The organism is Flavobacterium sp. KMS (genome assembly GCF_000813005.1).
Taxonomy (GTDB): Bacteria; Bacteroidota; Bacteroidia; order Flavobacteriales; family Flavobacteriaceae; genus Flavobacterium.
Map to the genome: position 1 here is coordinate 1 of NZ_JSYP01000033.1, position 26883 is coordinate 26883.

Sequence of the window (26883 nt, forward strand, 5' to 3'; positions counted from 1 at the left end):
TGGGTTCTGTCGCATCTGTCAGAAACAAATATAAGAATTTAAGTAATTTAAAAGTTAGCCTGCTAATTTACAGAATGATTTAAACATAGTTATCCCTGGACTAACCATCTGATTCTTTCTCAACATATGCACAACTTCAATTCCGCCCAATGTTCGTCTTGCCGATTCAAAGCTTTTAAAGCCTAATCCATTTCGTATTCGCTACTTGATAAAACGATGATCTTGTTCAATAATATTATTGAGGTATTTACACTGTCGGATTTTAATCTTTGAGAAAGAACGCCTGTTATAAACTTTAATTGCTGCAGTATTAGAACCGCTTTTATCAATATTTATTACTCTTGGCCGGTAGTTATTAATAATTGCTTTAATTAGAAAAGACTGAGCGCTCATTCTTTGTCTTTTTCTGGTCAGAAGGAAGTCAACCGTATTGCCTCATTTACCTACTGCCTTATATAAATAACACCAAATTCCTTTTACTTTAATATACGTCTCATCCATTCTCCAACTCTTCCCCACTCTGGCTTTTCTATTCTTCATCTCTGCCTCAATGAAAGGCATAAACTTATAAACCCAGCGTTGGATCGTAGCATAATCAACAATCACACCCCTAATTTTCATTATTTCTTCAACGTCACGATAGCTAAGTGTAAATCTTAATTTAAAATACACTGCCTGCAGAATTACGTATTTTGGATAACAATGACCTTTGGTATTCATTTTTTATTAGTTTTGAAAAACCAAAGATAAAACTTAATCATAGATGCGACAGAACTATAATCGCTTCAGATATATAAAACAATCGTTTTGCGAGATCATATACCTGGAGATTAATTGATTATGACAATACCAAGTAATTTGTGCAAGCAGCACTTGCACATTATCATTAATAAAATTTAATATCCTTAAATTATATATATTTGCTTTTAATTGAACTTCCTTTCATCTTATCCTAACAGAACTCTTTTTTGAGTAGTCACCTTAAATTTAAAGTTATGCTTCAAAATCAATTCATCGATATCTTAAATCTCATCAAACAGTCAAGATTGAAGGCGGTTAAAGCGGTTAATACAGAATTAATAGAGTTGTATTGGAACATAGGGAAATATATAGATCAGAGAGTTGAAACTCAACAATGGGGCAATGCTGTTGTGGATGAATTAGCAAATTATCTGCTCCTAAACGAACCCTCATTAAAAGGATTTTCAAATAAAAATCTTTGGCGTATGAAACAATTTTATCAGCAATATAAGGATCATCCAAATCTCTCAACACTGTTGAGAGAAATTAGCTGGTCCCATAATCTGGCTATTTTCTCCAGATGCAAAACTATCGAAGAAAAAGAGTTCTATCTCAAAATCTCCAAACAAGAAAATTATAGTTTCAGAGAACTCGAACGACAAATTTCGTCAAGTCTTTTTGAACGCACTATACTGGGAAATACAAAACTCTCAACAGCGTTGAGAGAAATACACCCTGAAATAATTAATACACTAAAAGACAGTTATATTTTTGATTTTCTAAATCTTTCTGAACCTCATAGCGAAAGCGATCTACAGAAAGGGTTGATCAAGCAGATGAAAAATTTCATTCTTGAGCTTGGCAGAGATTTTCTGTTTGTGGGTGAGGAGTACAAAGTTCAAGTAGGGAACAGTGACTTTTATATTGATTTATTATTTTATCACCGAGCCTTGCAGTGTCTTATTGCTTTTGAACTTAAAGCCGATAAGTTTAAGCCTGAACATTTAGGCCAGATCAACTTTTATCTAGAAGCCCTTGACAGGGATGTAAAAAAAGAAAATGAAAATGCAAGTATAGGAATTCTGCTTTGCAAAGACAAAGATAGTGAGGTTGTAGAATATGCTTTAAGTAGAAGTCTATCTCCAACTATGGTTGCTGAATATAAAATGCATCTACCCGATAAAAAATTACTTCAGCAAAAAATCCATGAATTATTCAACAGCAATTTAGAAATTGAATAAATCTACTCTCTCGAAATATTACTGGTTCTGTCGCATCTGTCAGAATCAAATATAAAAATTCAAGTAATTTAAAAGTTAGCCCGCCAATTTGCAGAATGATTTAAACATAGATATCCCTGGTTTGACCATCTGATTCTTTCTAAGCATATGCACAACTTCAATTCCACTCAATGTTCGCCTGGCCGATTCAAAGCTTTTAAAGCCTAACCCATTTTGTATCCTCCATTTTATAAATCGATGGTCCTGTTCTACAATATTGTTGAGATATTTACACTGTCGAATTTTAATCTTTGAGAACGAAAGCTTATTATAAACTTTGATCGCTGCAGTATTTGAACCGCTTTTATCAATGTTTATTACTCTTGGGCGGCAGTTATTACTAACGGCTTTAATTAGAAATGACTGAGCGCTCATTCTTTGTCTTCTTCTGGTCAAAAGAAAATCTACTGTATTGCCTAGTTTATCTACTGCTCTATATAAATAACACCAAATAACTTTAACTTTGATATAGGTCTCATCCAACCTCCAACTTGTACCTACTTTACCTCTTCTCTTCTTCATCTCTACCTCAAGCAAAGGTGAAAACGTATAAACCCAACGCTGAATCGTGGCATGATCCACAATGACTCCTCTAATCTTCATTATTTCTTCAACATCCCGGTAACTAAGTGTAAATCTTAGTTTGAAATATACTGCCTGAAGAATTACGTATTTTGGATAACAATGCCCTTTAGTATTCATCTTTTGATCGGTTTAAAATTCTAAAGATAAAAGTTATTCCCAGATGCGACAGAACCGAGACTTGTCCCCCTAAACAAGTTGCTCAAAAAATGAAAGAACTTCTCTCTACTTACCATACTATTAAAAATAAAACTATTGAAGACATCGTCGATTTTCATTATAAATTCGAAATCATACATCCCTTTCAAGATGGAAACGGTCGCGTGGGTCGGTTAATTATTTTCAAAGAATGTCTCGCAAACAATATTGTTCCATTTATCATTGATGAACAGCTTAAACTTTTTTACTATAGAGGACTTCAGGAATGGAATAATGTAAAGGAATATTTGATGGATACCTGTCTTACGGCTCAAGATAATTACAAATCTATCCTCGATTATTTCGAGATCGAATACAAATAAAATATAAAATCAAAATATTTCGATTTATCTTGAAAAAATATTTAATTTTGACTTGACAAAACGAAATATAGTAGTCATTCTAAACAAGTTAAACCACAAAAGAGTATCTTAAAATCGTAAAAAAATGATATTTTAATTTTCGTGGCAAAATCGTGCCACAGTACTTTATAAATAATTGAAAATGCAGTATATGCATGGGTTTAGACCGTTAAGTTCGAATCCTGTTCTCCCCTCCCCTTTAAAATACAAAAACGTCTCATATTAATCGAATATATTTTATACATTTGTTTCAACCATTGGTCTAATGTGTTCTTAAAAAAAGATGTTATTACGGTTAAACAAAATTCTACATAACAACTAAAAAATAAGATTTGTTTGTTTTTGTTTCGTTATATTTTGTTCAGATTTTGTACCTCTATTGTACCTCGATATCTTTCAAACCCAGTAAATACTGGTTGCTAATTTCTGCATCGGAAAATAGATCGACAAAATAACGCAAAACAACAACAAACAAACGAGTTAAAATATTGATTACCAACATTTTAACTCGTTTTTATTTTTCCTTTCTTTTAGTTGTTATGTTTTATTTTGCGTAAATTTGTACCCCATTTGAAACTCTTCTATTATCCATTTCGAAGCCTTTCAGTCTCAACGCAACTTTCTGACTCTTGAGGAAGCAAAAAAGCTCTTTACAACTTCTTGTTCAAAAGAAATCGTGTATAAAATTTCGAAGTTTTCCCTTTTAACCGTGAAAAGATTTACTTTTTTAAATGAGAAATTTAGCATATCCAGGCATAATTTCAAACTATCAAGACAATGTTAAAATGGGAATAAGGTTTTCGATTGTAGTCCCATCAACTCCGCTAAAACAGTTTAAAGCAACATAACAAAAGTTGCTTTAAACGATACTGAAGGTTATGGTTGTATAACCTTACCTGTAACATGGCCAAACAGACTTTTTCGGAATGCATATTCAAGCTGTTTCATAGTGGTAGGAATCTCTCCGGGGAAGTACTGGAAATATTGAGGAGAGTTCTCAATAACAGTGGGGCTTACCGCGTTGATTCTGATACCATTTTCCAATTCAATGGCTGCCCCGCGTACGAAACCTTCCACAGCTCCATTGGCTGCCGATGCATTAGCGAAGTTCATTTGGGGCTCATGCGTCAAAGCGCCGGTTATAAGAGTAAATGATCCCTTTGGGTTGATGTACTTCTGGCCGATGAGCACCAGGTTGATCTGTCCCATCATTTTCCCTTCCACTCCCAGGCGAAAAGTCTCGTTATTCAGTTTTTTCCAAGGCCCCACAAAGGTAGGACCTGCTGTAGAGATGAGTGCATCAAAAGGACCTGCCATAAGAAACATCTTTTCTATTGATGCTGCCGAAGTGATATCCGTATCAATATCACTGTCTTTAGAGGCTACCCTAATGATTTCATGATCTTTTTCAAGGGCAGCGGCAAGATATGTACCCATAGTGCCTGTAGCACCGACTAAAATGATTTTCATTGTTTAAATTTTAAAAGTGAATATTCTTAGTATTTCATTGAAGCAGTATACTGGAACTGATCGAGGATTATTTTTTTACTGACAGACATGCCAGCTGCAGTGCCCATTGCTACTGCATTGGCAACCGTACGCATGTGGGTGCTGTTATCCCCACAGGCGTAAATACCAGGCACAGAAGTTTCCTGTAAAGCGTTGGTCTTAATATAGCCCTTTTCTGTAAGCTCACAGTCCAAAGTTTCCGGTATCCTGCTTTGAAGTTCAAAGGGTCTTGGAGCATATAAAGCCGATAAAGTAAATTTGGTACCATCTTTAAAAAAAATGGTATTGATATACCCGTTATTATGTTCTAGTTTTTGAATTTCTTTTTCGATTATAGTAATCTGATGCTCCTGCAACGCAAGGGACTGCTCATCGGTTAGGCTTGTTTTTCCGTTTGTAAAAACGGTAAGGTCTTTGGTCCAATTGGAAATAAGCCTTGCAACATCAAACGCCTGTTCACCATTGGCTAAAATACCGGTTCTCAAACCCCTTACTTCATAACCATGGCAGTATGGGCAATGTATCACAGAAATACCCCAGCACTCAGCAAAACCTTCAATTGCAGGCATGAGATCCCTTATTCCTGTGGCGAAGATTAATTTCCCTGCCCTAAATACCTCATCTGTGGCAAGGCATATTTCAAATCCATCATCAGTCTTTTTCCCTGTTGTTGCAAGCCCGTTATAAAATTTCACATTCTCATATCGTTCTACCTGTGAACGTGCCACCGCTGCAATGCCTGCTGGGGTATTTCCATCTTGGGTAAGAAAGTTGTGCGAGTGTGGCGTCTGCGCATTGCAGGGCTTCCCATTATCGATAATAAGAACTTGTTTCAGTGCGCGCCCAAGAGCCATCGCGGCGGCAAGGCCAGAATAGCTACCACCGACAATGATGGCATCATATAGTGTTTTATCTTTCATAATAGGTCGTTTTATAAAGCCTAAGCCTTGAATTGGTACAGCCAGTGTTGCTAAAGCCAAACTGACCTGTGCAATGAATTTGCGCCGGGATAGTCCAGAATTATCTTCGGGCATCATGCTTTATTTTTTATCGTGTGAAGAAATCCAGCGACCTATCAAAAGATCGACCAACGGAACACCCGCAAAGACAATCCACGGTACAAGTGCTAGTGTAAGGATTAAGGTTCTCACATAGAGTGGCAGCCCGGAGAGTGTCTCCCCGAAAAGAAACAGGAACAAAGTGATGGAGGGATAGATCGCAAGCCAGATCTTAAAGGATGCGATAAGTTTCATTTTTGTCTTCATATAGAGTACTTATGGGATTATTATATATCCACAAAGTTATAGAGGACTTTAGCCCTAAGGATAGGACAAAAACGGGATTGAATAGGACTTATTTTGAAATAATCCTGAAAGACTCCGGCGAGTGGCCTGTGTGCTTTTTAAAGAATCTGATAAAATAAGAGGGATCATCATAGCCAAGGTAATAGGCGATCTGGTTTACCTGATCTGAAGTGGCCAAGAGCTGTCGCTTTGCCTCAAGGATGATATGCTCGCTGATTATATCTGAAGGGGTCTTATTGAGCAATGATCTGGTAATAGCGCCAAGCTGATAGGTCGAAAGGTTAAGCATATCCGCATAATGGGTAACTTGTTTGAATTGTGCGATGCCTGTGTCGAGCATTTCAAAAAATTCATCTAGTTTTTCCTGAGGATACTGTCTGGCAGCAATCGCCTTACTTTCGTTATTGTAGCGGAGCCTTAATAGTTCAATAAAAAAGACACTAAGGCTAGCTTTTATCACTTCCCGATATCCTTCGCGCTCTTCCAAAAACTCCCTTACTATATCGTCGAGAAGTACAATTAGCCTATTCTCATTGCCATCAGCAAGTGTGCATATACTTTTATGACTCAGTTTTCGCAGCAGCTCTTGTGAGATGGAAAATCCATTTTTTAATTGAAGAAGATATCCTGTACTGCCCGCCTTCAATGTCAGCCGGTGCACTTGGCCTGGCTTCATAAAGAATATGGAATTATTCGTCACCTGATACGGGATAAAGTCAATTTCATGACTTCCTGCGCCGTTCTTGATTACCAACACATAGAAAAAGTCATGCCTGTGCAGGCTTTCAACCATATCTTTCCCTTCTGATAATGATTCAATAGTGCGTATAGCGAAGTTGCCCAATAAATGGGGTTCTTTTGTAGCACCCTTAATAGATCGTACCGGAATGACTTCCATCACTTTATTAGTTTAAACACTTTATACAGCCACATAAAAACCATATATCGTTCTTTAATACTTTACAAAGCTATACAATTTACTGAAAATCATAAGGGTTAATATAAGCGTAACAACAATTTAATTGATAGTATCTCTGAAAATTATTATTTCTATTGCTACTTTCCCTTTGCTTGATGGCTTTTTCAACATTTAAGGTGGTGATAAATACCGACGTAGATATGAATAATCTTGCTCGCTTCTGGCTCTATTTTAAGTATCGTTGTCTGATATTAATCATCTTTTTCTCTCTTAACATCTATTAGTTTAGAAAATGAACTTCGTAACTCACTAATTCATCATTGCCAGAATATGTCATCCCATTCTTTATTATTAAATTCATGAGAAAGCACTTCTTCATTTAATAAAATTTGATAGGACGGAAAATTATTTCTAATTGCATTAAATATATTTTTCTCTTCAAAGCGTATTAATGTTTCAAGGTCATCTTCAATTCTACTTAATGATTTTTCGACTTCATTTTTTTTAATAAAATGTTTTGCTAATCTGCGGTGCTGTATTAAAACCTTGTGCACAAATACGTTTTCCGTTCCTAAATTGGGAAAAATATGCTCTTTTTCTATTTGAAAATGTGGTACTAATTGATTGATATAATACCAATCTGCATAATTTTTAATTCTTTTTGGATCAATTTTTCGTCTAATCCCCATACGAATTATCGAACATAACTCTAATGACTGTACGTGGTCACGATGCAAAAAACTAAGTGTTTTTTCTACATTTATTTCATTTTCTGTATCAATTATAGTGGTAGTTGAATTCATTTTTTATTTAGTATTAGGATATGTGATGTAAAAAAATCACAGGGAATATCGATATTATAAATCTGTTTGATACAGGATAGATAAAAACCACCCAAATTGAGTGGTTGCTTAGAAAAATCTAAATGTGGTTATAAAACCAGTATTGGGGCAATAATTCCAAAGCTTAATCTTCCTGTATTTGCGTCTTTCAAACCATACGTTTTTTCAGCATAAGTGGAGTAATCATATCTTCTGGCTATATAGCCTAAATAAAATTTCAGATTTAAATCTTTAAAAGGATAGTATTCAACAGTCGGAATCAGACCATAGCTAATAAACAATTTGTTGGATGCATTAACATCAGGATTGCCGTTCCAATACGAATTGTGGGTCATAAGGGTTAATACTAAATTTACTTTGGGTTTAACTCTATACTCTGCTCTTAACCAATTTTCGACATATACCACATCTTTTGATGCATCATCTCCTTTAACTAATTTTTGAACAATACCTCTACGGTCTAAATCTTCTGCACTATACTTAAAATCGTAATACAACAATAATTTATTGCTTTTAAACTTATTCCCAAGTGCAATATAATTCATGCTTGTATTTTTGGCTTCATTAAAAAAACCATAGCTATAAGACGTTTCAAATTTTCCTCCAAAAAAGCTTCCTTGCCAATTACTTACAAATGCCAAAGCCGTTTTCGATTCTACTGTCCCATCTGGTATATTATTATCGTATTGTTCTTTTAAAATGTTTGTTCTTGAATCTAATATTTGAAACTTTAATGTGTTCTTGCCATCTCTTAACTTATGGGATATACCCGCTCCTGTTAAATTGTGATCTGAGTTTTCCAAAATATCATTATACTCTAAAATATAAATTGCATTCATATCAAATTCATACCCTCCCAAATCAGCCAATAGTTTTCCCATAGAAAATTTGGTTCTAGGTGTAAAATCAATAAATAAAGCGGCAATATCTGTCGTTCTGTTTATGTTATCCTGACTACCTATTTTAGGCGTTCTGGTGTATCTGTCACGAAATCTAAAACTCACTTTTTCATGAATCTTTCCTTTTATTTCGAGTCTGAATTGACTAACTGAAAACACTGATTTTGAATAATCCCCATTTTTAAATTCAGAATTAAATCCAAAACGAGTATTAAAAATAACATCTATATCTCTTAATAAAGATTGCTTGGACGTAGGAATTATAGACTGATACATCTCAAGGTTCTCGCTTTGTTCTTGCGCAAGAATACTAATTGGGATCAATAAAACAATAAAACAAAACAACCCCCTTTTTATATTACTTATAGTTTTCATAATTCTTTTATAAAATAATTGAACCGATCAAAAAACCAACCGCAACCGCAACAACAGTAGCAACAATACCAGGTAGATTAAAACTATGATTGATAACATATTTACCGATTTTTGTACTTCCGGTTCTGTCAAAACTGATAGCTGCTAATAATGTCGGATAACCCGGTAATACGAAGAAACTATTTACTGTAGGAAAGGAAGCTATCAGAACTAAAGGGGAAAGCCCCAAAGCAATACCCAATGGTATCATCGTCTTAACAGCTGCTGCCTGACTAAACATTATGATTCCTAAAAGAAATAAGGCTATAGCAAATGTCCAAGGATAAGCAGTAACAACACTACCTAAAGACTCTTTGATGACAACCGAATTATTTTCCATAAAAGTAGAAGCCATCCAGACTACTCCAAAAACAGATATAACTGCCGAAGCCATAGAACTGAATAAACTAACTTGCGTAACAGCAACTGCGCTCGTTTTTGTAATTAACATCATCGCAGCAGAGGCAGATAAAGTGATTAAACAAATAACCGCTACCATTGAAACTGTTCCATCGTCTTTTAGAACTAAATTTTTTGTTCCTGGTCCAAAATTGGGCAATAAACCTGGAAAGGCTCCAGCAATTACAATTAGTAAAATTGCAACACTAAAGATCATAACCGCAGTTTTAGCTCCGGTTCTTACTTTTGTTTCATTGCCTTCTATATTAGAATCAATACTTTTGGCAAACTCTGAATCTTTCATTTTCTCAATAAATATTGGATCCTGATTTAATTCTAGTCCCTTTTTTCTAATCACAAAACAAGCAACTAATGTCCCAATAAGGCCCGCAGGAATAGCAATCATCATGACATCAAAAAGAGCTCCCGGGTAACCTAACAATACTACAAGAGCTGCTGTACATGCACTAATAGGACTTCCTGTTAAAGCTAAATGTGATGCAATTACCGATATACTAAGAGGGCGCTCTGGGCGTATTCTTTTCTTTGTAGCAACTTCAGAAATGATGGGTAATATAGAATACACTATGTGGGAAGTTCCAGCAAATAAGCACAAAAAATAAGTTGCAAAAGGAGCAATAAAAGTAACATTTGAAGGATTATTTCGAATTACTTTTTCGGCTAAACTTACCAAGTAATCTAGTCCTCCTGACGCTTGAAGGGTTGCTGCTGTGGTTACAATAGCAATAATAATTAACATAACATCCATAGGCGGCTCCGTTGGTTTCATATGAAATCCTAATACGAAAATCACTAATCCGAAAATCCCCATTACACCGAGACCTATACCTTTCATTCGTGATCCGATAAGAATCGCGATTAAAAGGATTGAAAATTCTATCCAGAACATAATAATTGTTTTAAATTGATTTGATTTAGTCCACAATTATACCAGGAGGTACCTAAAAGCAGGACTCCTTCCAATTATAATTGAATACTATTTCTAAAAATATTTTTGAATCTTTGTTCTATCAGCTATTTTCAAAAAAGGAAATAGTAATAAAACGCTATCATTTGAGGATTAAGATTATCCCCAACAATAAAAAAAGGGTAGTGTTATCTTCATTAAGTAAAGTAAACCACTTGAATCTGTTGTATTTGAGTTTTATACAACAATATCTTTTCTGGATGTGTTCCAAGTGAATTACTTACAGAAGCATTAATACAACAGACTATCAAACCATTACAAACTATTCTTCTATCATTTTCGTTTGCTACTACCTTAACGATAAGATGGCTGGAGTCTGAACATTCATAACTATTTATGAATTTATGAATTTTGGGTTTATCAAATTTTCTAATGAATAAATCTCATCCCATTTGTCTTGAGTAATTTCCTTACGTTCTATTACTACAATTTGATGTATACTTTTGTTTGTTTTAAGTGCTTCTCCAGCTATACCAGCGCATACTTCATATCCAAGAATTGGATTCAGTTGTGTAACAATTCCAATACTATTCATAACCATATTAAAACAATGATCCGTATTAGCTGTAATTCCAACAATACATTTATCAACTAAGGTTTCAATTGCATTACCCAAATAATCTAATGAAGTAAACATCGCAAAAGCAATTACTGGTTCCATAACATTTAATTGTAACTGACCTGCTGATGCTGCCAACGTCACTGTTAAATCTTGACCAACAACATAAAAACAAGTCTGATTTACTACTTCTGGAATTACAGGATTTACTTTTCCTGGCATAATTGAAGATCCTGGTTGACATGCTGGCAAATTAATTTCATTAAATCCTGTTCTTGGACCTGAACTTAACAAACGTAAATCGTTACAGATTTTAGTGATTTTAACCGCAGTTCTTTTTAGAGTGCCCATAATTTGAACATATGCACCTGTATCAACTGTTGCTTCAATTAAATCTGGAGACAATGTTAGGGGAATACCTACTTCTTTCACTAAATAATCCACACAAATCTCAGGATAACCTTCTGGAGCATTTACTTTAGTTCCAATAGCAGTAGCTCCCATATTAATTTCTAACAATAAACTTTGTGCCTCTTTTAATCTCTTAATATCTTCTCCAATTGTAGTTGCATAGGCATGAAACTCTTGCCCCAAAGTCATAGGAACTGCATCTTGTAATTGTGTACGTCCCATTTTTAATACCCTTTTAAACTCTACTCCTTTTTCAGAAAAAGCAACTTCTAAACTGCTTAAAATAGCAATAAAGCGTTCCATTTTTAGATAAAGTGCAATTCTAAATGCTGACGGATATGCATCATTCGTAGACTGAGAACAGTTTACATGATTGTTAGGATGCAGGAAATTATATTCTCCTTTTTTATGACCTAAATATTCCAGCCCAATATTTGCGATTACTTCATTTGCATTCATGTTTACTGACGTTCCAGCACCACCCTGAATCAAATCACTAACAAACTCCTGATCAAATTTACCTGCAATAAGCTGGTCACTTCCATAACAAATAGCTTCGGTAATTTTTGCATCTAAAACACCACAATCTTTATTTGCTAATGCAGCAGCTTTTTTTACATATCCTAAGGCTTTAATAAACAAAGGCTCTTTTGAAATTGAGATACCTGTAATATTAAAATTTTCTACGGCTCTAAAAGTCTGTATACCGTAATATAAATGATTCGGGATTTCTAATTCACCTAAAAAATCATGCTCTTTTCTTGTAGTTTTCATAATAAAATTAATTTCTAATTATTTAATAAATTGTTATAAGTATTTCTAAATACTTTATTGAAAGGATTATTACTAAATTCTGCAAAGCTTGCAAGCATATTTACTGAGGAGTAATCATTATTCTGATGTAAATGTGCGCTTGCTATGATGGTAAAAGGATGATAATTATCATAACGGTTCAGTTATTTTTAAAAAAATTAGCTGCAAATTTTATTTGGACATATTAGTAACCTGTTTGCTTTTGTAATTGTAGTTACTGTCATTGGGTTTATACCATTTTTGGCATAACCTGAGATGCCTGAAACAACTCAACATTACAATTGCAAGAAGTAGATGTTTGCCAAAATAATACTGAGTGAGCGTAAGATTTTTGTTATAATTTATTTTACAGGTCTCAAATGCGGATTCAGAAAACCTGAAAATACTGTAGTACTTTAGCAATGCAAAAAAACCTTTAGATTATAGGTATTTAAGATAAGGGTTCGGTCACATCTGTTTTATTAAAACAGATTAAAATGGCAACCTAATAAAAACACATAAACCATGTAATTATTTAGGACTCATTCATTATAAAAAAATCATCTGAAATTTTCCTAAGATATACACTACAATTAATTTTTATTTATTTCGATTCTATTTATAACTAAGAAAGACCATTTTATATTCAATTTTCTGAAGTTCAAATAGTTGCCAGCTGTGATTCCCACTGTTGAAACTAACAAATAAATTTATGGAGGTTTTTGTTTATTTTATTAAATTATTTCTAATAAAAAGCAATAAATAACATATAATTTTCAAATATTATTATTTAATTATAGTAATTCCTTAATTAAAGGTTACGTTTACTAAAGACCCCAAGTCTATATTTTAAACTAAACCTACTTATGAAAAAAATCTACTTGTTTTTATTTTTTGTCACGCAACTGACAAGTGCTCAAATTGGAATTGGAACAGTTACTCCTCATGCTTCTTCGATACTACATATCGAATCTACTACTCAGGGACTGATTACCCCACGAATGACTTCGACTCAAAGAATTGCAATTGCATCTCCAGCCAATGGTTTATTAGTTTTTGACACAACAGTTGGAAATTTTTATTATTATGATACGCCTACCTTAGTCTGGATTCAGTTAAGTGGGGACAAACAAGGAAGGTTAAAATACAAGTTAATAAAATCAACGGATGTATTAGCTACGGTTTTGGCTACTGAAAAAACTGCTGGTGGAGGTACAAAATACCTTATGGATTCCACTACTCTTTATGAAATTAATGGCGCTATCAATGTTGATTTACCTATTGAACTTAATGGTTGTTATATAATTGGACAAGATTCTACAGAAGATAAACTTGTTAAAGCTTCTGGAGATCTTTTTTCGGGTACCACTGGTGGGTCTATAAGAGTGCTGACATTAACAGCTACTGGAGGAAATGTTTTTAATATTACTGGTTCAGGTACTTTAACACAGAGTATTATTATTAGAGACTGTATTGTTACAAGCTCTGCAATTGTTGGTAAACTTCAAAATTTTGCCTTTGTTTTTGTTAGTATTGTTCAATATATCGGTAATGGAGCAGGAATAGTGTATCAGGACATTAGTAAGTTGTTGCTTAGTAATGCGGGATGGTTTGGTAACAATGTGGGAACTTATGAAAAATTACAAGGCACTTTTGGGCTAGTAGCCAAACAAGGAGGTTTTAGTGAAGTCATTGGAACCAGCATAGGATTCGATGTTTCGACTAATCCTGTAATTCAAGGTGATGCAGTAGTAGAAACAGTAGTGTTTACAGGTGCACTAACCACTGGGAAATATGTAAACGGATATAGTCCTGCACCTTATACAGGATTTAATTTTAATAATAATTGGTCAGTAAAGTGTACCGGAATCCCTACCGAAGGTGATTCAGGAGCAACAGGATCAGTATATCTAAATCGTGCTGGTACAACCCAGGCGCCAACTTTAATAGGGACACAGAATGTAGGTGTTAAACTAAATATTACTGCTGGATTAAGTACTAATCTTTATAGAACAACTGCTACTACAAATAATAATATTGCTTATACAGGCAAAAAAGGCAGGATATTCCAGATAAATTGTGCTTTGTCTTTTGATAGTACGACAGGTACTACAAATACAGAATATGTATTTTATTTTGTTAGAATACCCGCTGCAGGAGGAACTGACCCCCAAATCTCTTCTGAGACTTTTATTGATACAAATGCAGGATATATCCAGTCATTCCCAATCCAAGGATCAGTATTTCTGAATACAGGCGATTCTTTAGAATTATGGATCAAACGCGTTAATACAGGAAATCAAACAGTAACGCCTCGTTCATTTAACATGACCATAAAATAATATAAGTTTTTTTTATCAAAACCATTTTGCAGCTCAGGATTTACTTTATGTAATTTCTGAATGTGTTGGTGCATTTAATCCCAAGATGAACATATAACTGTTCATAAAATAAATAAAGCTTATGGAACCTATAAATATTAGATTACTCTTTATAATTGCTACATTACTTTTAGTACATGCCGTTGTTTCTGCGCAAGCACCTCCAGCACCTGGTGATCCGCAGCCAGAATTACCTATAGATAATGGTATACCATTGTTAATGATTTCGGGGCTTTTATTGGCTATTTATGTTATTAGAAAGAAAAAAAAGATACCAATACCATCCCAAATACCATTATTAATTCTAGAAGATAAACAGGAAAAAGTTGTTGAGAAAGTTTGTATAAATAACACAAAAACAAGATTATGAAAAAAATAATACTACTAGTAATCTTATTGTTTTCCTTAAACTCCTTTTCCCAAATTTATTTCGGAACTAATACAGCTATGTATGTAAAGAATGAATTGCTTTATGTTAAGCAGGATATTAATTTGCAGTCAAATTCTATTCTCTACTTAAGGAACCGTTCGCAATTAGTTCAGGGAACGACTAGTACATCTCTAAATAGTGGAACAGGAATAGTATCTGTATATCAAGAAGGAACTTCGGATAATTTTGATTATAATTATTGGTGTTCTCCTATTGGGAGTACTGCTGCTACAGGAAATGGAAATTTTGGCATTACAATGCTAAATAGACCTTTATCGGCTACGACAGCTGAAGTAGCTATAGTATTTCCACTAGCTACTAAGGATGGAATTTCGAATCCGCTTTCGATAGCGGCACGATGGATTTATAAATTAATTAATGCTAATAGTTATTCTCAATGGATTTACATCGGCGGTGCCAGTACTATTGCTTCGGGGGAAGGATTTACAATGAAAGGTACTGGCGGAACCGATAATTTAGATACCGAAAGCAATGGTATTCAGAACAATCCTGGAGGAATTGGTGCACAACGATATGATTTTAGAGGCAGACCAAATGATGGTAATATTACGGTAAGTTTAGGGCTTAATAATGCAACTTTGTCAGGAAATCCATATCCATCAGCTTTACATCTTAATGCTTTTCTTTTGGACACTGACAATACTGCTGGAACAGGAATTGCATACTTTTGGGAACAAAACAAAGCTGTAAATTCTCATTTCATTGCCGATTACAGAGCAGGATACGGGAGTTACTCACCCATAAGTTTGGGGAGTAATGGAGTGTATGTACCAGCTACTTTTAATTCGTATAATGATGATGGTTCTTTAAATACAACAGGTACCTCTTCAGTATTGGTAATTGCACGAAAATATTCACCCATTGGTCAAGGATTTATTTTAAATGGTAGAATAACAGGAACAGTTACTTTAAAAAATTCACATAGAGCGTATTATAAAGAAGGGAATCCGTTGACTCAATTTGAGCGTCCTGCTAAAAATAAAGCTTCAAAAATTAGTGAGTCTATACCTAATACCTCCTATTTTAAGTTAAATGCAATACTTAATAATCAATTTACCAGACAGCTGGCATTGGCTTTCTTACCCGAAGCAACAGATGGGGTTGATTATGGAATTGATGCACTAAATATGGATGCATCACTTCCCAATGATGTCAGTTTTTTACTGGAAGATAAGAATTATGTAATTCAAGGAGTCAATTTTGAAGAAACTAAAAAAATACCTTTAACAGTAAAAGCTACAAATAATACTACTATAAAATTCTATGTTGCTGAGGTAATAAACTTTGATCTCTCTCAGTCAATTTATATCCATGACGCCTTGGATGATTCTTATCATGATATAAAAAATAGTGTGTACGAAGTAACAGTTCCGAAAGGAATATATAGCGACAGGTTTAAAATTACTTTTATAGACGAAAAAAAATTAAATACAAAAGATTTAACAAAGCCAACATTTACCATTAATCAAAATAATACAGACCAGAAGTTAATGATTTCCAATACAACCCAAGTTGACATTAAGTCGGTAATAGTATATGATATGTTAGGAAGAATAATTTTGTCAAAGGAAATACTCGGAAACAACCAACATTATTATTTTTCGACTAGTGGGTTAAGTTCTGGGATATACATAGTTGAATTATTGACTGTAGACACTTTAAAAACTACACAAAAAGTTATTATTTCTAATTCCGGAAAATAAAGAAAAATATATTTATTAATGTACCTATTATATAATTTCCTCTAATTTGTTTCTAGTCATCTTATATTATTTTGTTCCTATTTTGTACTTCAAAATAGGAACAAAATAAAGACTGGCTTGTTAATTTCTGGAGTACTAATACAATTTTATATACTTAAAGTTAAATCTTTACAAGGTCAATTTGAACTCCACATATTTTTATTATCTCATCGACATCTCAATGGCTTAAAATAAACCTTAACTTAAAATATGTTGCTTAAAGAATAATAACATCGATAAAAATAACCTTTTGAGTCTAAATACAATTCTTAGATGCGATAAGATCCTCCAAGCAGGTTTTTACATATTATCTGATGAAATATTCACTACTCGCCTATACTTTCTCTTCAATAACACCAGATTAAACCTGACCCTGTCATATATCAGTCCTACTAACAAAGCTGCTACTCCGATAAACAAGACATGTAATTCAATATCAGAATAAAAAACCCCACCAACAATCCCACCAACAAAAAAGAAGCTGATAATAGTGCCACGCAATTTTATGGAAATAAATAACTTTTCTCTAAAACTTGATTCCTTGTAAAAAAATAATTGGGATAATTCAATTCCAAGATCAGTAAAAAGCCCTGTTAAATGGGTTGTCCGTACTGTTGCATTAGAAATTTTTGTTACCAGTGAATTCTGTAAACCCATTGCGAAAAGTAAAGTATAGGCTATAAAATCAGGACTTCCACTAATTAAATACTTCCCAAAAATAGCAACACAAAATAAAATAATACTTTCAATTGCTGTTGGAACTATGTAACTGTATTTTTCGTTTTTTCGTAAAAGATATTCTACAACTAAGCTGGAAAAAAAAGACCCCATAAAAAAAAAGAATATATATAAAAAATAAATAAATCCTTGTTTGAAATTAAGCTTAAAGACTTCGTCTACAAAAAAAGCAAAATGGCCCGTTACGTTTGTAGTTAACTTTTGAACGGCCAAAAAACCTGCTACGTTTACTAGCCCAGCTACAAACGATAATAGAGAAGCAATTTTAATATTATGTCTTAGATTCCTTTTAGAGCCCTGATGTTTGAACATGATAATGATTTAAGTTCAGATAATCAAATTTTAGAAATCAATGCTTATCTAGAATTGAGTTTTTTGTAATTAGCACTTTAGTGTTTTACCGTTTGGGGAAGCTTTATTTTAAATTTAAAAATTAAAAATTGGCTATTTCAACTAACTCTTTCGAGCATTTCCTTATCCTCCTTAGGAAGTTCATTTAAAAGATATTGATTATTGAAGATAAATTTAGAAATCATAATCAATTCCAAAGCTACACTATTTTTCCTCTTCACTTTCCGTTATTGATTTAAATCAAATTCCATCATATTCTTAGTCATTTAAATCTCCTCTTAGCCAACGTATTTTTGCATGAGCAATTAACCTTTCTTGCAATAATAAATTATGAAAAATACAGAACAGCTAAAGAATATTGGTATCAAATCAAATAAAGAAATCTTCTGGAATTTGCCTGAACTTAAATTAGTAACACATACAGTAAAGAAAAAACAAGGAATTATAACTAGTTCAGGTGCATTAGCCTGTGATACAGGCGAATTTACCGGTCGCTCTCCCAAAGATAAATATATTGTAAGAGACGAAAAAACCAAAGATTCTGTTTGGTGGGGAGAAGTAAATCATCCGTTCTTGCCAGAGGATTTTGATAAACTATACGATCGTGTTACTGTTCATCTTTCTAATAGAGCTATTTATATTAAAGACGTTTATGCATGTGCAAAAAAAGAATACCAATTAAATGTAAGAGTGATTACCGATAATCCTTGGCAAAGCCTCTTTGTTAACAATCTTTTTTTAAGACCTATAGAAAAAGAACTCGAAACTTTCCAACACGAATGGTTGATACTTGTTGCACCCGAATTTAAAGCAGAACCTAAAATTGATAAAACCCGACAACATAATTTTACAATTATAAACTTTACCAAAAAAATAATACTTATTGGGGGTAGTGCGTATACAGGTGAAATTAAAAAAGGAATTTTTACGGTTCTAAATTATATTCTTCCTCACGAAAAAGACATACTATCAATGCATTGCTCTGCTAATATTGGCAAAGATGGTGATACTTCTGTATTTTTTGGTTTATCAGGTACTGGTAAAACAACCCTATCTGCAGATCCTTTAAGAAAATTAATCGGTGACGACGAACATGGATGGGATAATGATAGTGTTTTTAATTTTGAAGGAGGCTGTTATGCTAAATGTGTGAATCTAAGTAAAGAAAAAGAACCTCAAATTTTTTCAGCAGTGCGTTTCGGGACTTTACTTGAGAATGTTCGATTCTTTGAAGGAACTAATATAGTTGATTATGATAATATTTCAGTAACTGAAAATACCAGGGCAGCCTATCCAATCCATTTTATTGATAACGCCATAAATCCATCTATTGGTAGTGTCCCAAAAAATATTTTCTTTCTTACTTGTGATGCTTTTGGAGTACTACCTCCTATTTCAAAACTAACTATCGGGCAAGCTATGTACCATTTTATTTCAGGATACACCGCTAAGGTAGCAGGAACCGAAGCCGGAATTACAGAACCACAAACTACGTTTTCGGCTTGTTTTGGAAAACCTTTTTTACCCCTACATCCAACTAAATATGCTGAACTATTGGGAAAAAAACTCAAAGAAAATAATGTTAACGTTTGGCTCATCAACACAGGATGGTCAGGTGGTGCTTATGGCGTTGGAGAACGAATTAAACTTTCCTACACCAGAGCTATGATAACAGCTGTTCTTGAAGATAAACTTAATAAAGTAGACTATATACAACATTCTGTATTTGGATTACAAATGCCTGCGCAATGCGAAGGTGTACCATCGGAAATATTAAATCCTAAGAATACTTGGAATGATAAATCCGCATACGATAAAAAGGCTCAAAGTCTTGCTGCACAATTTGTAGAGAACTTTAAAACCTTTGAATCCTTTGCTAACCAAGAGATAATTGGTGGTGGTCCAACTATTATATAGTATAAAAGTTTGTATTTCCTAATATCCTAATTATGGGAGAACCCTCCTCGAGAAAATTCCCTTAGGTATGAGACTTGTTACTTACTATAGCTTATGGGATGAAATTCCAGAAAGTTTCAACTTACAATATACTGCCTTAGGGGAATACTTAACTTTTGGGTAAAAAAATTTAACCATCGTGAAAGATAAACTTACCATGCAAAAAAATAAAGAAGCATTGCTGCTAAAAGGAGTTCTGAAATTAAAGATAATTGGGTTAAGGAAAGTTACCACTGAAAATATTCTCTCTAATGAATTATACAGATTGTACTTTATTAGATTTCTTGAAGACAAAACAATTTTTAGAAATGATTCTGAAATTCAGACTATAAATGAATTTAAAAAAAGCCTATAAATGGGCCTAAAAAGTACAGAAAACATAACATCTCAATATGAAACATATGAATATAATGGATAAAATAAATACACGTCTAGGTCCGTTAGGCGATCATGCATATTATGCACATGGATATTATGCTTACCCAAAACTCGAAGGAGATATTAGTAATACAATGCTTTTTAATGGCAAGAAGAAATTAGTTTGGAGTTTGAATAATTATCTGGGACTGGCAAATCACCCAGAAGTTAGAGATGCCGATAATGAAGGTACTCGCCGCTACGGCCTTGCTTATCCTATGGGAGCGCGCATGATGAGCGGAAATACCAGGCTACATGAAGAGTTTGAAGAAAAAATTGCAGATTATGTTCAAAAAGAAGATGCTTTTTTATTGAATTATGGATATCAGGGGATGCTTTCTATCATTGATAGTTTGGTGGACCGAAAAGATGTTATCGTTTACGACGCAGAGGCGCATGCCTGTATTATTGACGGGATGAGATTACACCAGGGAAAACGTTTTGTTTTTAAACACAATAACATTGAAGACTGTGAAAAACAGCTCGAACGTGCCAAAAAGATAGTGAAAGAAACTAAAGGAGCAATCTTAGTAATTACTGAAGGTGTTTTTGGTATGCGTGGCGATCAGGGTAAATTAAAAGAAATTGTAGCACTTAAGAAAAAATATAATTTTTCGCTACTGGTAGATGATGCCCATGGTATTGGCTGTATGGGAAATACTGGCGCAGGAACTGGCGAAGAACAAGGCGTTCAAGATGGCATTGATTTTTATTTTGGCACATTTGCTAAATCATTTGCAGGAATTGGTGCTTTTGTGGCCAGTACCAAAGAGGCAATACTATTCTTAAAATACAATATGCGCTCCCAAATATTTGCCAAAGCACTACCAATGCCAATGGTTTTTGGCGCTTTAAAACGATTGGAGTTAATGCGAACTAAACCAGAACTTAGAGAAAAACTTTGGAAAATAACAAATAGTTTACAAAGTGGCCTAACTAATTCAGGTTTTGATATAGGAAGTACCAATTCCCCCGTTACACCTGTCTACCTTAACGGAACAATAGGTGAAGCCACTGCTTTGGTTAGAGACTTACGAGAAAATCATCAAATATTCTGCTCTATGGTAGTATATCCAGTTGTACCTAAAGGAATGATTATTTTACGATTGATACCAACTGCGATACATACTCTGGAGGATGTTGAAAGAACTATAACGGTATTTAAAGAGATTAGAACTAACCTCAATACAGGACAATACAAACTCTTGGAAGAAGCAACAGTTTAAACATTAAATCACTCATAAATAAATCATTAGCCCTAAAAGGGTAGTATTCTCTATTGAGAGAGTACTTTAAAAATATAGATTAAAATAATCTATTTAACTAGGTAAGAATTCTAACTATCTATTTAAAAAACGGAGAAACTTTAAAGATAACCATAAAGTCCTCCGTTTTATTTTTAGTTTAACTTCTAAATATTTGCGAAGCATGATATTTTGTTATTTTTAATTAGTACATCCCAGAAAATACCTCATTTTTAATTTGATACTTAAATAGTACCACCTCTTTTACCTCCCTGAACATAATTAATAGTTAAATGAATTAAAATAGCTCTGGATATTCGCATTATTGGGATTTGCAATAAAAAGCATAAAATCACCAAAACTGGTAGTAATATTTTAAATGAAATTTCATAGTTCTCGTTTAAATACAATCCCAGGAATAATAGAGGTATAAAAACAATCAATACTATTGGATAACTAATCCACAAAGCAGCAGAGTAAAAGCCTGGCTCAATTTTAAAATCCTGATTGCAGTGCAAACAGTTTTGTGGCATGTCAAGAATTTTATTAAATACGAAAAGCCCTCGATTGGTAAATAAATTCCCTTTATAGCATCTGGGACACTTTAGTTTAAAGATATTATATAGTTTTATTCTTGTGTCCATCGACTTACTCCATATTATCCACAACAGCTTGACCAAATTCCGAACACTTAAGTAAGGTAGCACCTTGCATCAAACGCTCAAAATCATAAGTAACTGTTTTTTTATTTATAGCTCCTTTAATACCTTTAAGTATGAGATCTGCCGCTTCCTGCCAACCAAGATATTCCAACATCATTACTCCAGAAAGAATTTCAGAAGAAGGATTTACTTTGTCCAGATCTTTATATTTAGGAGCAGTTCCATGTGTAGCTTCAAATATCGAAACCCCAGTTGTGTAATTAATGTTTGCTCCTGGGGCAATTCCAATCCCGCCTACTATTGCTGCCAAAGCATCCGAAATATAATCTCCATTAAGGTTTAGTGTGGCAATAATATCATATTGTTCGGGTCTTAATATGATTTGTTGCAAAAAAGCATCGGCTATTACATCTTTTACAATAACTTTATTACCATATTTTTCAATAACTTGCCAAGGTCCTCCTTCATAATCTTTGGCTCCAAATTCATCTTTTGCTAATTGATATCCCCACTCTTTAAATTTACCTTCAGTAAATTTCATGATATTTCCTTTGTGTACTATTGTTACTGATTTTTTTTTATTTTCTACAGCGTATTTAAGAGCAGCTCTAATAAGTCGTTCAGATCCTTCTTTTGAAACTGGTTTTATTCCTATTGAAACTGTGTTTGGAAATCGAATAACCTTAACTGCCATTTCGTTAATCAAAAAATCTTTAACCTTCTCTAATTCTGGCGTACCAGCCATCCATTCAATACCTGCGTAAATATCTTCTGTATTTTCTCTAAAAATGATCATATCTACTTTTTCAGGTGCTTTTACTGGGGAAGGAACACCAGCATACCATTTTACAGGTCTCACACACGCATATAAGTCAAGTTTTTGTCGTAACGCAACATTAAGAGATCGCATGCCTCCACCAACTGGTGTTGTTAGCGGTCCTTTTATGGCCACCAAAAACTCCTTAATATCCTCAATTGTTGCATCAGGTAACCAATTTCCTGTTTTTTCAAAAGCTTTTTCCCCTGCATAAACTTCTTTCCACTGAATCTTTCTCTTACCACCATAAGCTCTCTGTATCGCTGCATCAAAAACTAATTTTGATGCTTTCCAAATATCCGGTCCTATGCCATCTCCCTCAATAAAAGGAATTATAGGGTGAGAAGGAACAATGAGCCTTCCGTTTTGAATACTTATTTTATTCTCATTTATCATTTTATATTTTTTTAAATTCAATGCAGACTTTCGTTGATTCAACTTTATTTCCGTTATTTAACCCTCACTATTTTCTCTCTAGCTTCTTATGAAGAAGAAATCAAATAGCTGTACAAATATATAACAAATGTTATATATTTTATTAATTAATGTTATATTTGTTTTATGAAAGATTTCTTTGCCAAATTTGATTTCCAAAGTAACCAGCTTTTTGAAAACCTGACTGAATCAGAAAAGCAAGCAGTTGAAAGTGTTATGGAACCCCTTAACATAAAAAAAGGAAGTATGCTTTTTTACGAAGGTGGTATTCCTACTGGTATTTATCAAATAAAAAATGGTAAGTCCAAAAAATTTAAGCGCGGTTTTACCGGTGACGAACAAATATTTTATATTTATACATCAGATGATGTACTGGGATATCACGCCCTACTTGGGCAAGAAAGATATCAAGACTCCTGTGAGGCACTCGAAGATTTAAAAGTGAATTTTATAGCTAAGGATGATTTTTTGAAACTACTCCAAGAAATCCCTGCTTTACAGCAAAAAGTCATTAAAAATATTAGTCATGAATTTGGGGTTCTGGCAAACATCATTACAGTATTGGCACAAAAGAATCAAAATGCGCGATTGGCACTATTTTTACTATTGTTGGAAAATAGATTCAATCGAAATTCACTAACTGTCAAAGGTATTGATTTAACACGTGATGACTTAGCCAATCTTATTGGGACGTCACAAGAAAGTCTGGGTAGAAGCCTTAAACAATTTAAAGAACAGGGCGCTATTATTATAGATAAAAGAAATATCTATATAAAAGACAGAGAGCAATTAGAACAATTACTACAAGTGAAAATTGAGTAATTCAGATAACCATTAAAACTTTTTTATTCAAAATTATAATGGTCATCATTTTTCATATTACACTTCAACGTACATTGCAAACTGATAAATTATCCCCAAACCAATCACTTATATACTGTTAAAGAATTAAGAACAAGTTCTTGGTAAAATACAGTCCAAATTTCTATTAAAAATTCTTAAAACCAAACTTAAGATATATATCCTACAACACTAAAATATCTCCATAAACATGCTGAAATTATACCGCGAAGCTTCACAAAGTTTACACAGAGTCTCGCAAAGATTTTTATTTATAAAAAGCTTAAGATAGTTTATTGCGAAGGTGCTAGACACTAAGCTCTTTTAGCGTAAACAATACTTCAGGTTTTAACCGCAGAGTAATGAAAGAGAAAAAACACAAAGGTTCGCAAAGCTATTGATTAAACTTTGCGAACCTTTGTGTTTTCTTTTGCGAAACTTTGCGAAACAACTTTTTCACAAAATCCCAAAAAAGTTAAGCCAAAAAAAAATCCTCATCAATTACTTGATGAGGATTCTAAAGAAAGGCGACGACATACTCTCCCACATAACTGCAGTACCATCTGCGCAGGCGGGCTTAACTACTCTGTTCGGGATGGGAAGAGGTGAGCCCCGCCGCAATAACCACCTTAAGGTCGTTGTTACTTGAGGTAACTTTTTTAATTAATAATTAACAATTGATAATTCATAATTAAAAATAATATCTTAACACACTGAGATAAAGAAAAAAGTATTTTTTAGAAAGTTTCTCCCAGCCCCTTTGTTCCCCCTTCGGGGGTTAGGGGGCTGGAAAAGCGTACATAAGCTTACGGATTATTAGTACTACTCGACTATGACATTACTGCCTTTACATCTATAGCCTATCAACGTGGTCATCTCCCACGATCCTTAAAAGAAATCTCATCTTGTGGTGGGTTTCGCGCTTATATGCTTTCAGCGCTTATCCCTTCCAAACGTAGCTACTCTGCGGTGCTCCTGGCGGAACAACAGATACACTAGAGGTTTGTCCAATTCGGTCCTCTCGTACTAGAATCAGATCCACTCAAATTTCTTGCGCCCACAGTAGATAGAGACCGAACTGTCTCACGACGTTCTGAACCCAGCTCGCGTGCCACTTTAATGGGCGAACAGCCCAACCCTTGGGACCTTCTCCAGCCCCAGGATGTGACGAGCCGACATCGAGGTGCCAAACCCCCCCGTCGATATGAGCTCTTGGGGGAGATCAGCCTGTTATCCCCGGCGTACCTTTTATCCTTTGAGCGATGGCCCTTCCATGCGGAACCACCGGATCACTATGCTCTACTTTCGTACCTGATCGACCTGTATGTCTCTCAGTCAAGCTCCCTTATGCCATTGCACTCTACGCACGGTTACCAAGCGTACTGAGGGAACCTTTAGAAGCCTCCGTTACTCTTTTGGAGGCGACCACCCCAGTCAAACTACCCACCAAGCAATGTCCCCCGCATAACGGGGTTAGGCCTCAGATAAACAAAGGGTTGTATTTCAACAATGACTCCACAACGCCTAGCGACGCCACTTCACAGTCTCCAACCTATCCTACACATCATTTATCCAAGGTCAATACTAAGCTATAGTAAAGGTGCACAGGGTCTTTTCGTCCCACTGCGGGTAAGCGGCATCTTCACCGCTACTACAATTTCACCGAGCTCATGGCTGAGACAGTGTCCAGATCGTTACACCATTCGTGCAGGTCGGAACTTACCCGACAAGGAATTTCGCTACCTTAGGACCGTTATAGTTACGGCCGCCGTTTACTGGGGCTTCAATTCAATGCTTCTCCGAAGATAACATCTCCTCTTAACCTTCCAGCACCGGGCAGGTGTCAGGCCCTATACTTCATCTTACGATTTTGCAGAGCCCTGTGTTTTTGATAAACAGTCGCCTGGACCTCTTCACTGCGGCCAGCATTGCTGCTGGCGACCTTTCTCCCGAAGTTACAGGTCTATTTTGCCTAATTCCTTAGCCATGAATCTCTCGAGCACCTTAGGATTCTCTCCTCGACTACCTGTGTCGGTTTGCGGTACGGGTACTTATTACCTGAAGTTTAGAGGTTTTTCTTGGAAGCCCTTAGGCGCACTATCTCTTTGACCGAAGTCTCCGAGTACTATCGTATTTCCCCAAGCCGCGTGGATTTGCCTGCGCAGCTTATAGGTAGGTACTTCAACGAACTATTCCGTCAGTTCGCGGCGCTTTCATCACTCCGTCACCCCATCACAGTAATAAGTAGTACGGGAATATTAACCCGTGGTCCATCGACTGTCCCTTTCGGGTTCGCCTTAGGTCCCGACTAACCCACAGCTGATTAGCATAGCTGTGGAAACCTTAGTCTTTCGGTGTGCGGGTTTCTCGCCCGCATTATCGTTACTTATGCCTACATTTTCTTTTCTAACCAGTCCAGCACGCCTTACGACGCACCTTCAACCCTGTTAGAATGCTCCCCTACCACTTTAACTTACGTTAAAATCCATAGCTTCGGTAATATGTTTATGCCCGATTATTATCCATGCTCGTCCGCTCGACTAGTGAGCTGTTACGCACTCTTTAAATGAATGGCTGCTTCCAAGCCAACATCCTAGCTGTCTGGGCAGACAAACCTCGTTCTTTCAACTTAACATATATTTGGGGACCT

At 34.7% G+C, this 26883-nt stretch carries 20 protein-coding genes, 2 rRNA genes and 1 pseudogene; 9 read left to right on the forward strand and 14 right to left on the reverse strand.

Annotated elements, in window-relative coordinates:
- Positions 1 to 54: 54 nt before the first annotated feature.
- Positions 55 to 720: pseudogene (locus OA93_RS22515) on the reverse strand (IS6 family transposase).
- Positions 721 to 995: 275 nt separating this feature from the next.
- Here OA93_RS22515 and OA93_RS22520 point away from each other — a divergent pair.
- The gene (locus OA93_RS22520) at positions 996 to 1982 is read left to right on the forward strand and encodes a PDDEXK nuclease domain-containing protein (RefSeq protein ID WP_039116386.1); all 987 of its coding nucleotides are present in this window, start codon (positions 996 to 998) and stop codon (positions 1980 to 1982) included.
- A 75-nt stretch (positions 1983 to 2057) separates the two neighbouring features.
- On the opposite strand, the gene OA93_RS22525 is transcribed toward OA93_RS22520, so the two are convergent.
- On the reverse strand, positions 2058 to 2723 hold the full coding sequence (locus OA93_RS22525; protein WP_039116387.1) for an IS6 family transposase: 666 nt from the start codon (positions 2721 to 2723) through the stop codon (positions 2058 to 2060).
- Positions 2724 to 2758: 35 nt separating this feature from the next.
- Between OA93_RS22525 and OA93_RS22530 the strand changes: the two genes are divergently transcribed.
- The gene (locus tag OA93_RS22530; RefSeq protein ID WP_255398723.1) at positions 2759 to 3124 is read left to right on the forward strand and encodes a Fic family protein; all 366 of its coding nucleotides are present in this window, start codon (positions 2759 to 2761) and stop codon (positions 3122 to 3124) included.
- A gap of 915 nt (positions 3125 to 4039) precedes the next feature.
- On the opposite strand, the gene OA93_RS22535 is transcribed toward OA93_RS22530, so the two are convergent.
- The 7 genes from OA93_RS22535 to OA93_RS22565 all read right to left on the reverse strand — a co-directional run bounded on the left by OA93_RS22535 (position 4040) and on the right by OA93_RS22565 (position 12181).
- Complete coding sequence (locus tag OA93_RS22535) at positions 4040 to 4633, reverse strand: short chain dehydrogenase (RefSeq protein WP_039116388.1); 594 nt, start codon at positions 4631 to 4633, stop codon at positions 4040 to 4042.
- A 26-nt stretch (positions 4634 to 4659) separates the two neighbouring features.
- Positions 4660 to 5709, reverse strand: coding sequence for an NAD(P)/FAD-dependent oxidoreductase (locus tag OA93_RS22540; RefSeq protein ID WP_346425756.1), 1050 nt, complete (start codon positions 5707 to 5709; stop codon positions 4660 to 4662).
- 316 nt (positions 5710 to 6025) lie between these two features.
- The gene (locus OA93_RS22545) at positions 6026 to 6874 is read right to left on the reverse strand and encodes a helix-turn-helix transcriptional regulator (protein WP_039116389.1); all 849 of its coding nucleotides are present in this window, start codon (positions 6872 to 6874) and stop codon (positions 6026 to 6028) included.
- Positions 6875 to 7212: 338 nt separating this feature from the next.
- Entirely contained in the window at positions 7213 to 7698 is a 486-nt protein-coding gene (locus tag OA93_RS22550; protein WP_052250095.1) for a hypothetical protein, read from the reverse strand.
- A 128-nt stretch (positions 7699 to 7826) separates the two neighbouring features.
- On the reverse strand, positions 7827 to 9011 hold the full coding sequence (locus OA93_RS22555; RefSeq protein ID WP_082001872.1) for a porin: 1185 nt from the start codon (positions 9009 to 9011) through the stop codon (positions 7827 to 7829).
- Positions 9012 to 9018: 7 nt separating this feature from the next.
- Positions 9019 to 10359: an anaerobic C4-dicarboxylate transporter gene (locus tag OA93_RS22560; RefSeq protein ID WP_039116390.1), complete on the reverse strand. Its 1341-nt coding sequence runs from the start codon at positions 10357 to 10359 to the stop codon at positions 9019 to 9021.
- Positions 10360 to 10771: 412 nt separating this feature from the next.
- Entirely contained in the window at positions 10772 to 12181 is a 1410-nt protein-coding gene (locus tag OA93_RS22565) for an aspartate ammonia-lyase (RefSeq protein WP_039116391.1), read from the reverse strand.
- 884 nt (positions 12182 to 13065) lie between these two features.
- On the opposite strand from OA93_RS22565, the gene OA93_RS22570 reads away from it, so the two are divergent.
- The 3 genes from OA93_RS22570 (at position 13066) to OA93_RS22580 (ending at position 16734) form a co-directional block, all read left to right on the forward strand.
- Entirely contained in the window at positions 13066 to 14541 is a 1476-nt protein-coding gene (locus tag OA93_RS22570) for a hypothetical protein (protein WP_039116392.1), read from the forward strand.
- A gap of 121 nt (positions 14542 to 14662) precedes the next feature.
- The gene (locus OA93_RS22575) at positions 14663 to 14950 is read left to right on the forward strand and encodes a hypothetical protein (RefSeq protein ID WP_039116393.1); all 288 of its coding nucleotides are present in this window, start codon (positions 14663 to 14665) and stop codon (positions 14948 to 14950) included.
- Positions 14947 to 16734 (forward strand): T9SS type A sorting domain-containing protein, encoded by a 1788-nt coding sequence (locus OA93_RS22580; RefSeq protein WP_039116394.1) that lies wholly within the window; start codon positions 14947 to 14949, stop codon positions 16732 to 16734. The genes OA93_RS22575 and OA93_RS22580 overlap by 4 nt, the downstream gene beginning before the upstream one ends.
- Positions 16735 to 17073: 339 nt before the next feature.
- Here the strand turns inward: OA93_RS22580 and OA93_RS22585 are convergent, their stop codons facing one another.
- Positions 17074 to 17823, reverse strand: coding sequence for a YoaK family protein (locus tag OA93_RS22585; RefSeq protein WP_039116395.1), 750 nt, complete (start codon positions 17821 to 17823; stop codon positions 17074 to 17076).
- A 369-nt stretch (positions 17824 to 18192) separates the two neighbouring features.
- On the opposite strand from OA93_RS22585, the gene pckA reads away from it, so the two are divergent.
- From pckA to OA93_RS22600, 3 genes are all read left to right on the forward strand, one after another.
- The gene (gene pckA, locus OA93_RS22590; protein WP_039116396.1) at positions 18193 to 19779 is read left to right on the forward strand and encodes a phosphoenolpyruvate carboxykinase (ATP); all 1587 of its coding nucleotides are present in this window, start codon (positions 18193 to 18195) and stop codon (positions 19777 to 19779) included.
- Positions 19780 to 19957: 178 nt separating this feature from the next.
- A complete protein-coding gene (locus tag OA93_RS22595; protein ID WP_039116397.1) occupies positions 19958 to 20173 on the forward strand; it encodes a hypothetical protein in 216 nt (71 codons plus the stop codon).
- A gap of 37 nt (positions 20174 to 20210) precedes the next feature.
- Complete coding sequence (locus tag OA93_RS22600; RefSeq protein ID WP_205625794.1) at positions 20211 to 21461, forward strand: aminotransferase class I/II-fold pyridoxal phosphate-dependent enzyme; 1251 nt, start codon at positions 20211 to 20213, stop codon at positions 21459 to 21461.
- Positions 21462 to 21724: 263 nt separating this feature from the next.
- On the opposite strand, the gene OA93_RS22605 is transcribed toward OA93_RS22600, so the two are convergent.
- Positions 21725 to 22123, reverse strand: a complete 399-nt coding sequence (locus OA93_RS22605) for a DUF983 domain-containing protein (protein ID WP_039116399.1) — start codon at positions 22121 to 22123, stop codon at positions 21725 to 21727.
- A 4-nt stretch (positions 22124 to 22127) separates the two neighbouring features.
- Positions 22128 to 23375 (reverse strand): NADP-dependent isocitrate dehydrogenase, encoded by a 1248-nt coding sequence (icd, locus tag OA93_RS22610; protein ID WP_205625795.1) that lies wholly within the window; start codon positions 23373 to 23375, stop codon positions 22128 to 22130.
- Positions 23376 to 23519: 144 nt separating this feature from the next.
- Between icd and OA93_RS22615 the strand changes: the two genes are divergently transcribed.
- Positions 23520 to 24215 carry a Crp/Fnr family transcriptional regulator gene (locus OA93_RS22615; RefSeq protein WP_039116401.1) on the forward strand — a complete coding sequence of 232 codons (696 nt, stop codon included), beginning with the start codon at positions 23520 to 23522 and terminating at the stop codon, positions 24213 to 24215.
- A 540-nt stretch (positions 24216 to 24755) separates the two neighbouring features.
- Here OA93_RS22615 and rrf read toward each other — a convergent pair.
- Positions 24756 to 24865 (reverse strand): 5S ribosomal RNA (gene rrf / locus OA93_RS22620).
- A gap of 164 nt (positions 24866 to 25029) precedes the next feature.
- Positions 25030 to 26883 (reverse strand): 23S ribosomal RNA (locus OA93_RS22625); the annotation flags it as partial.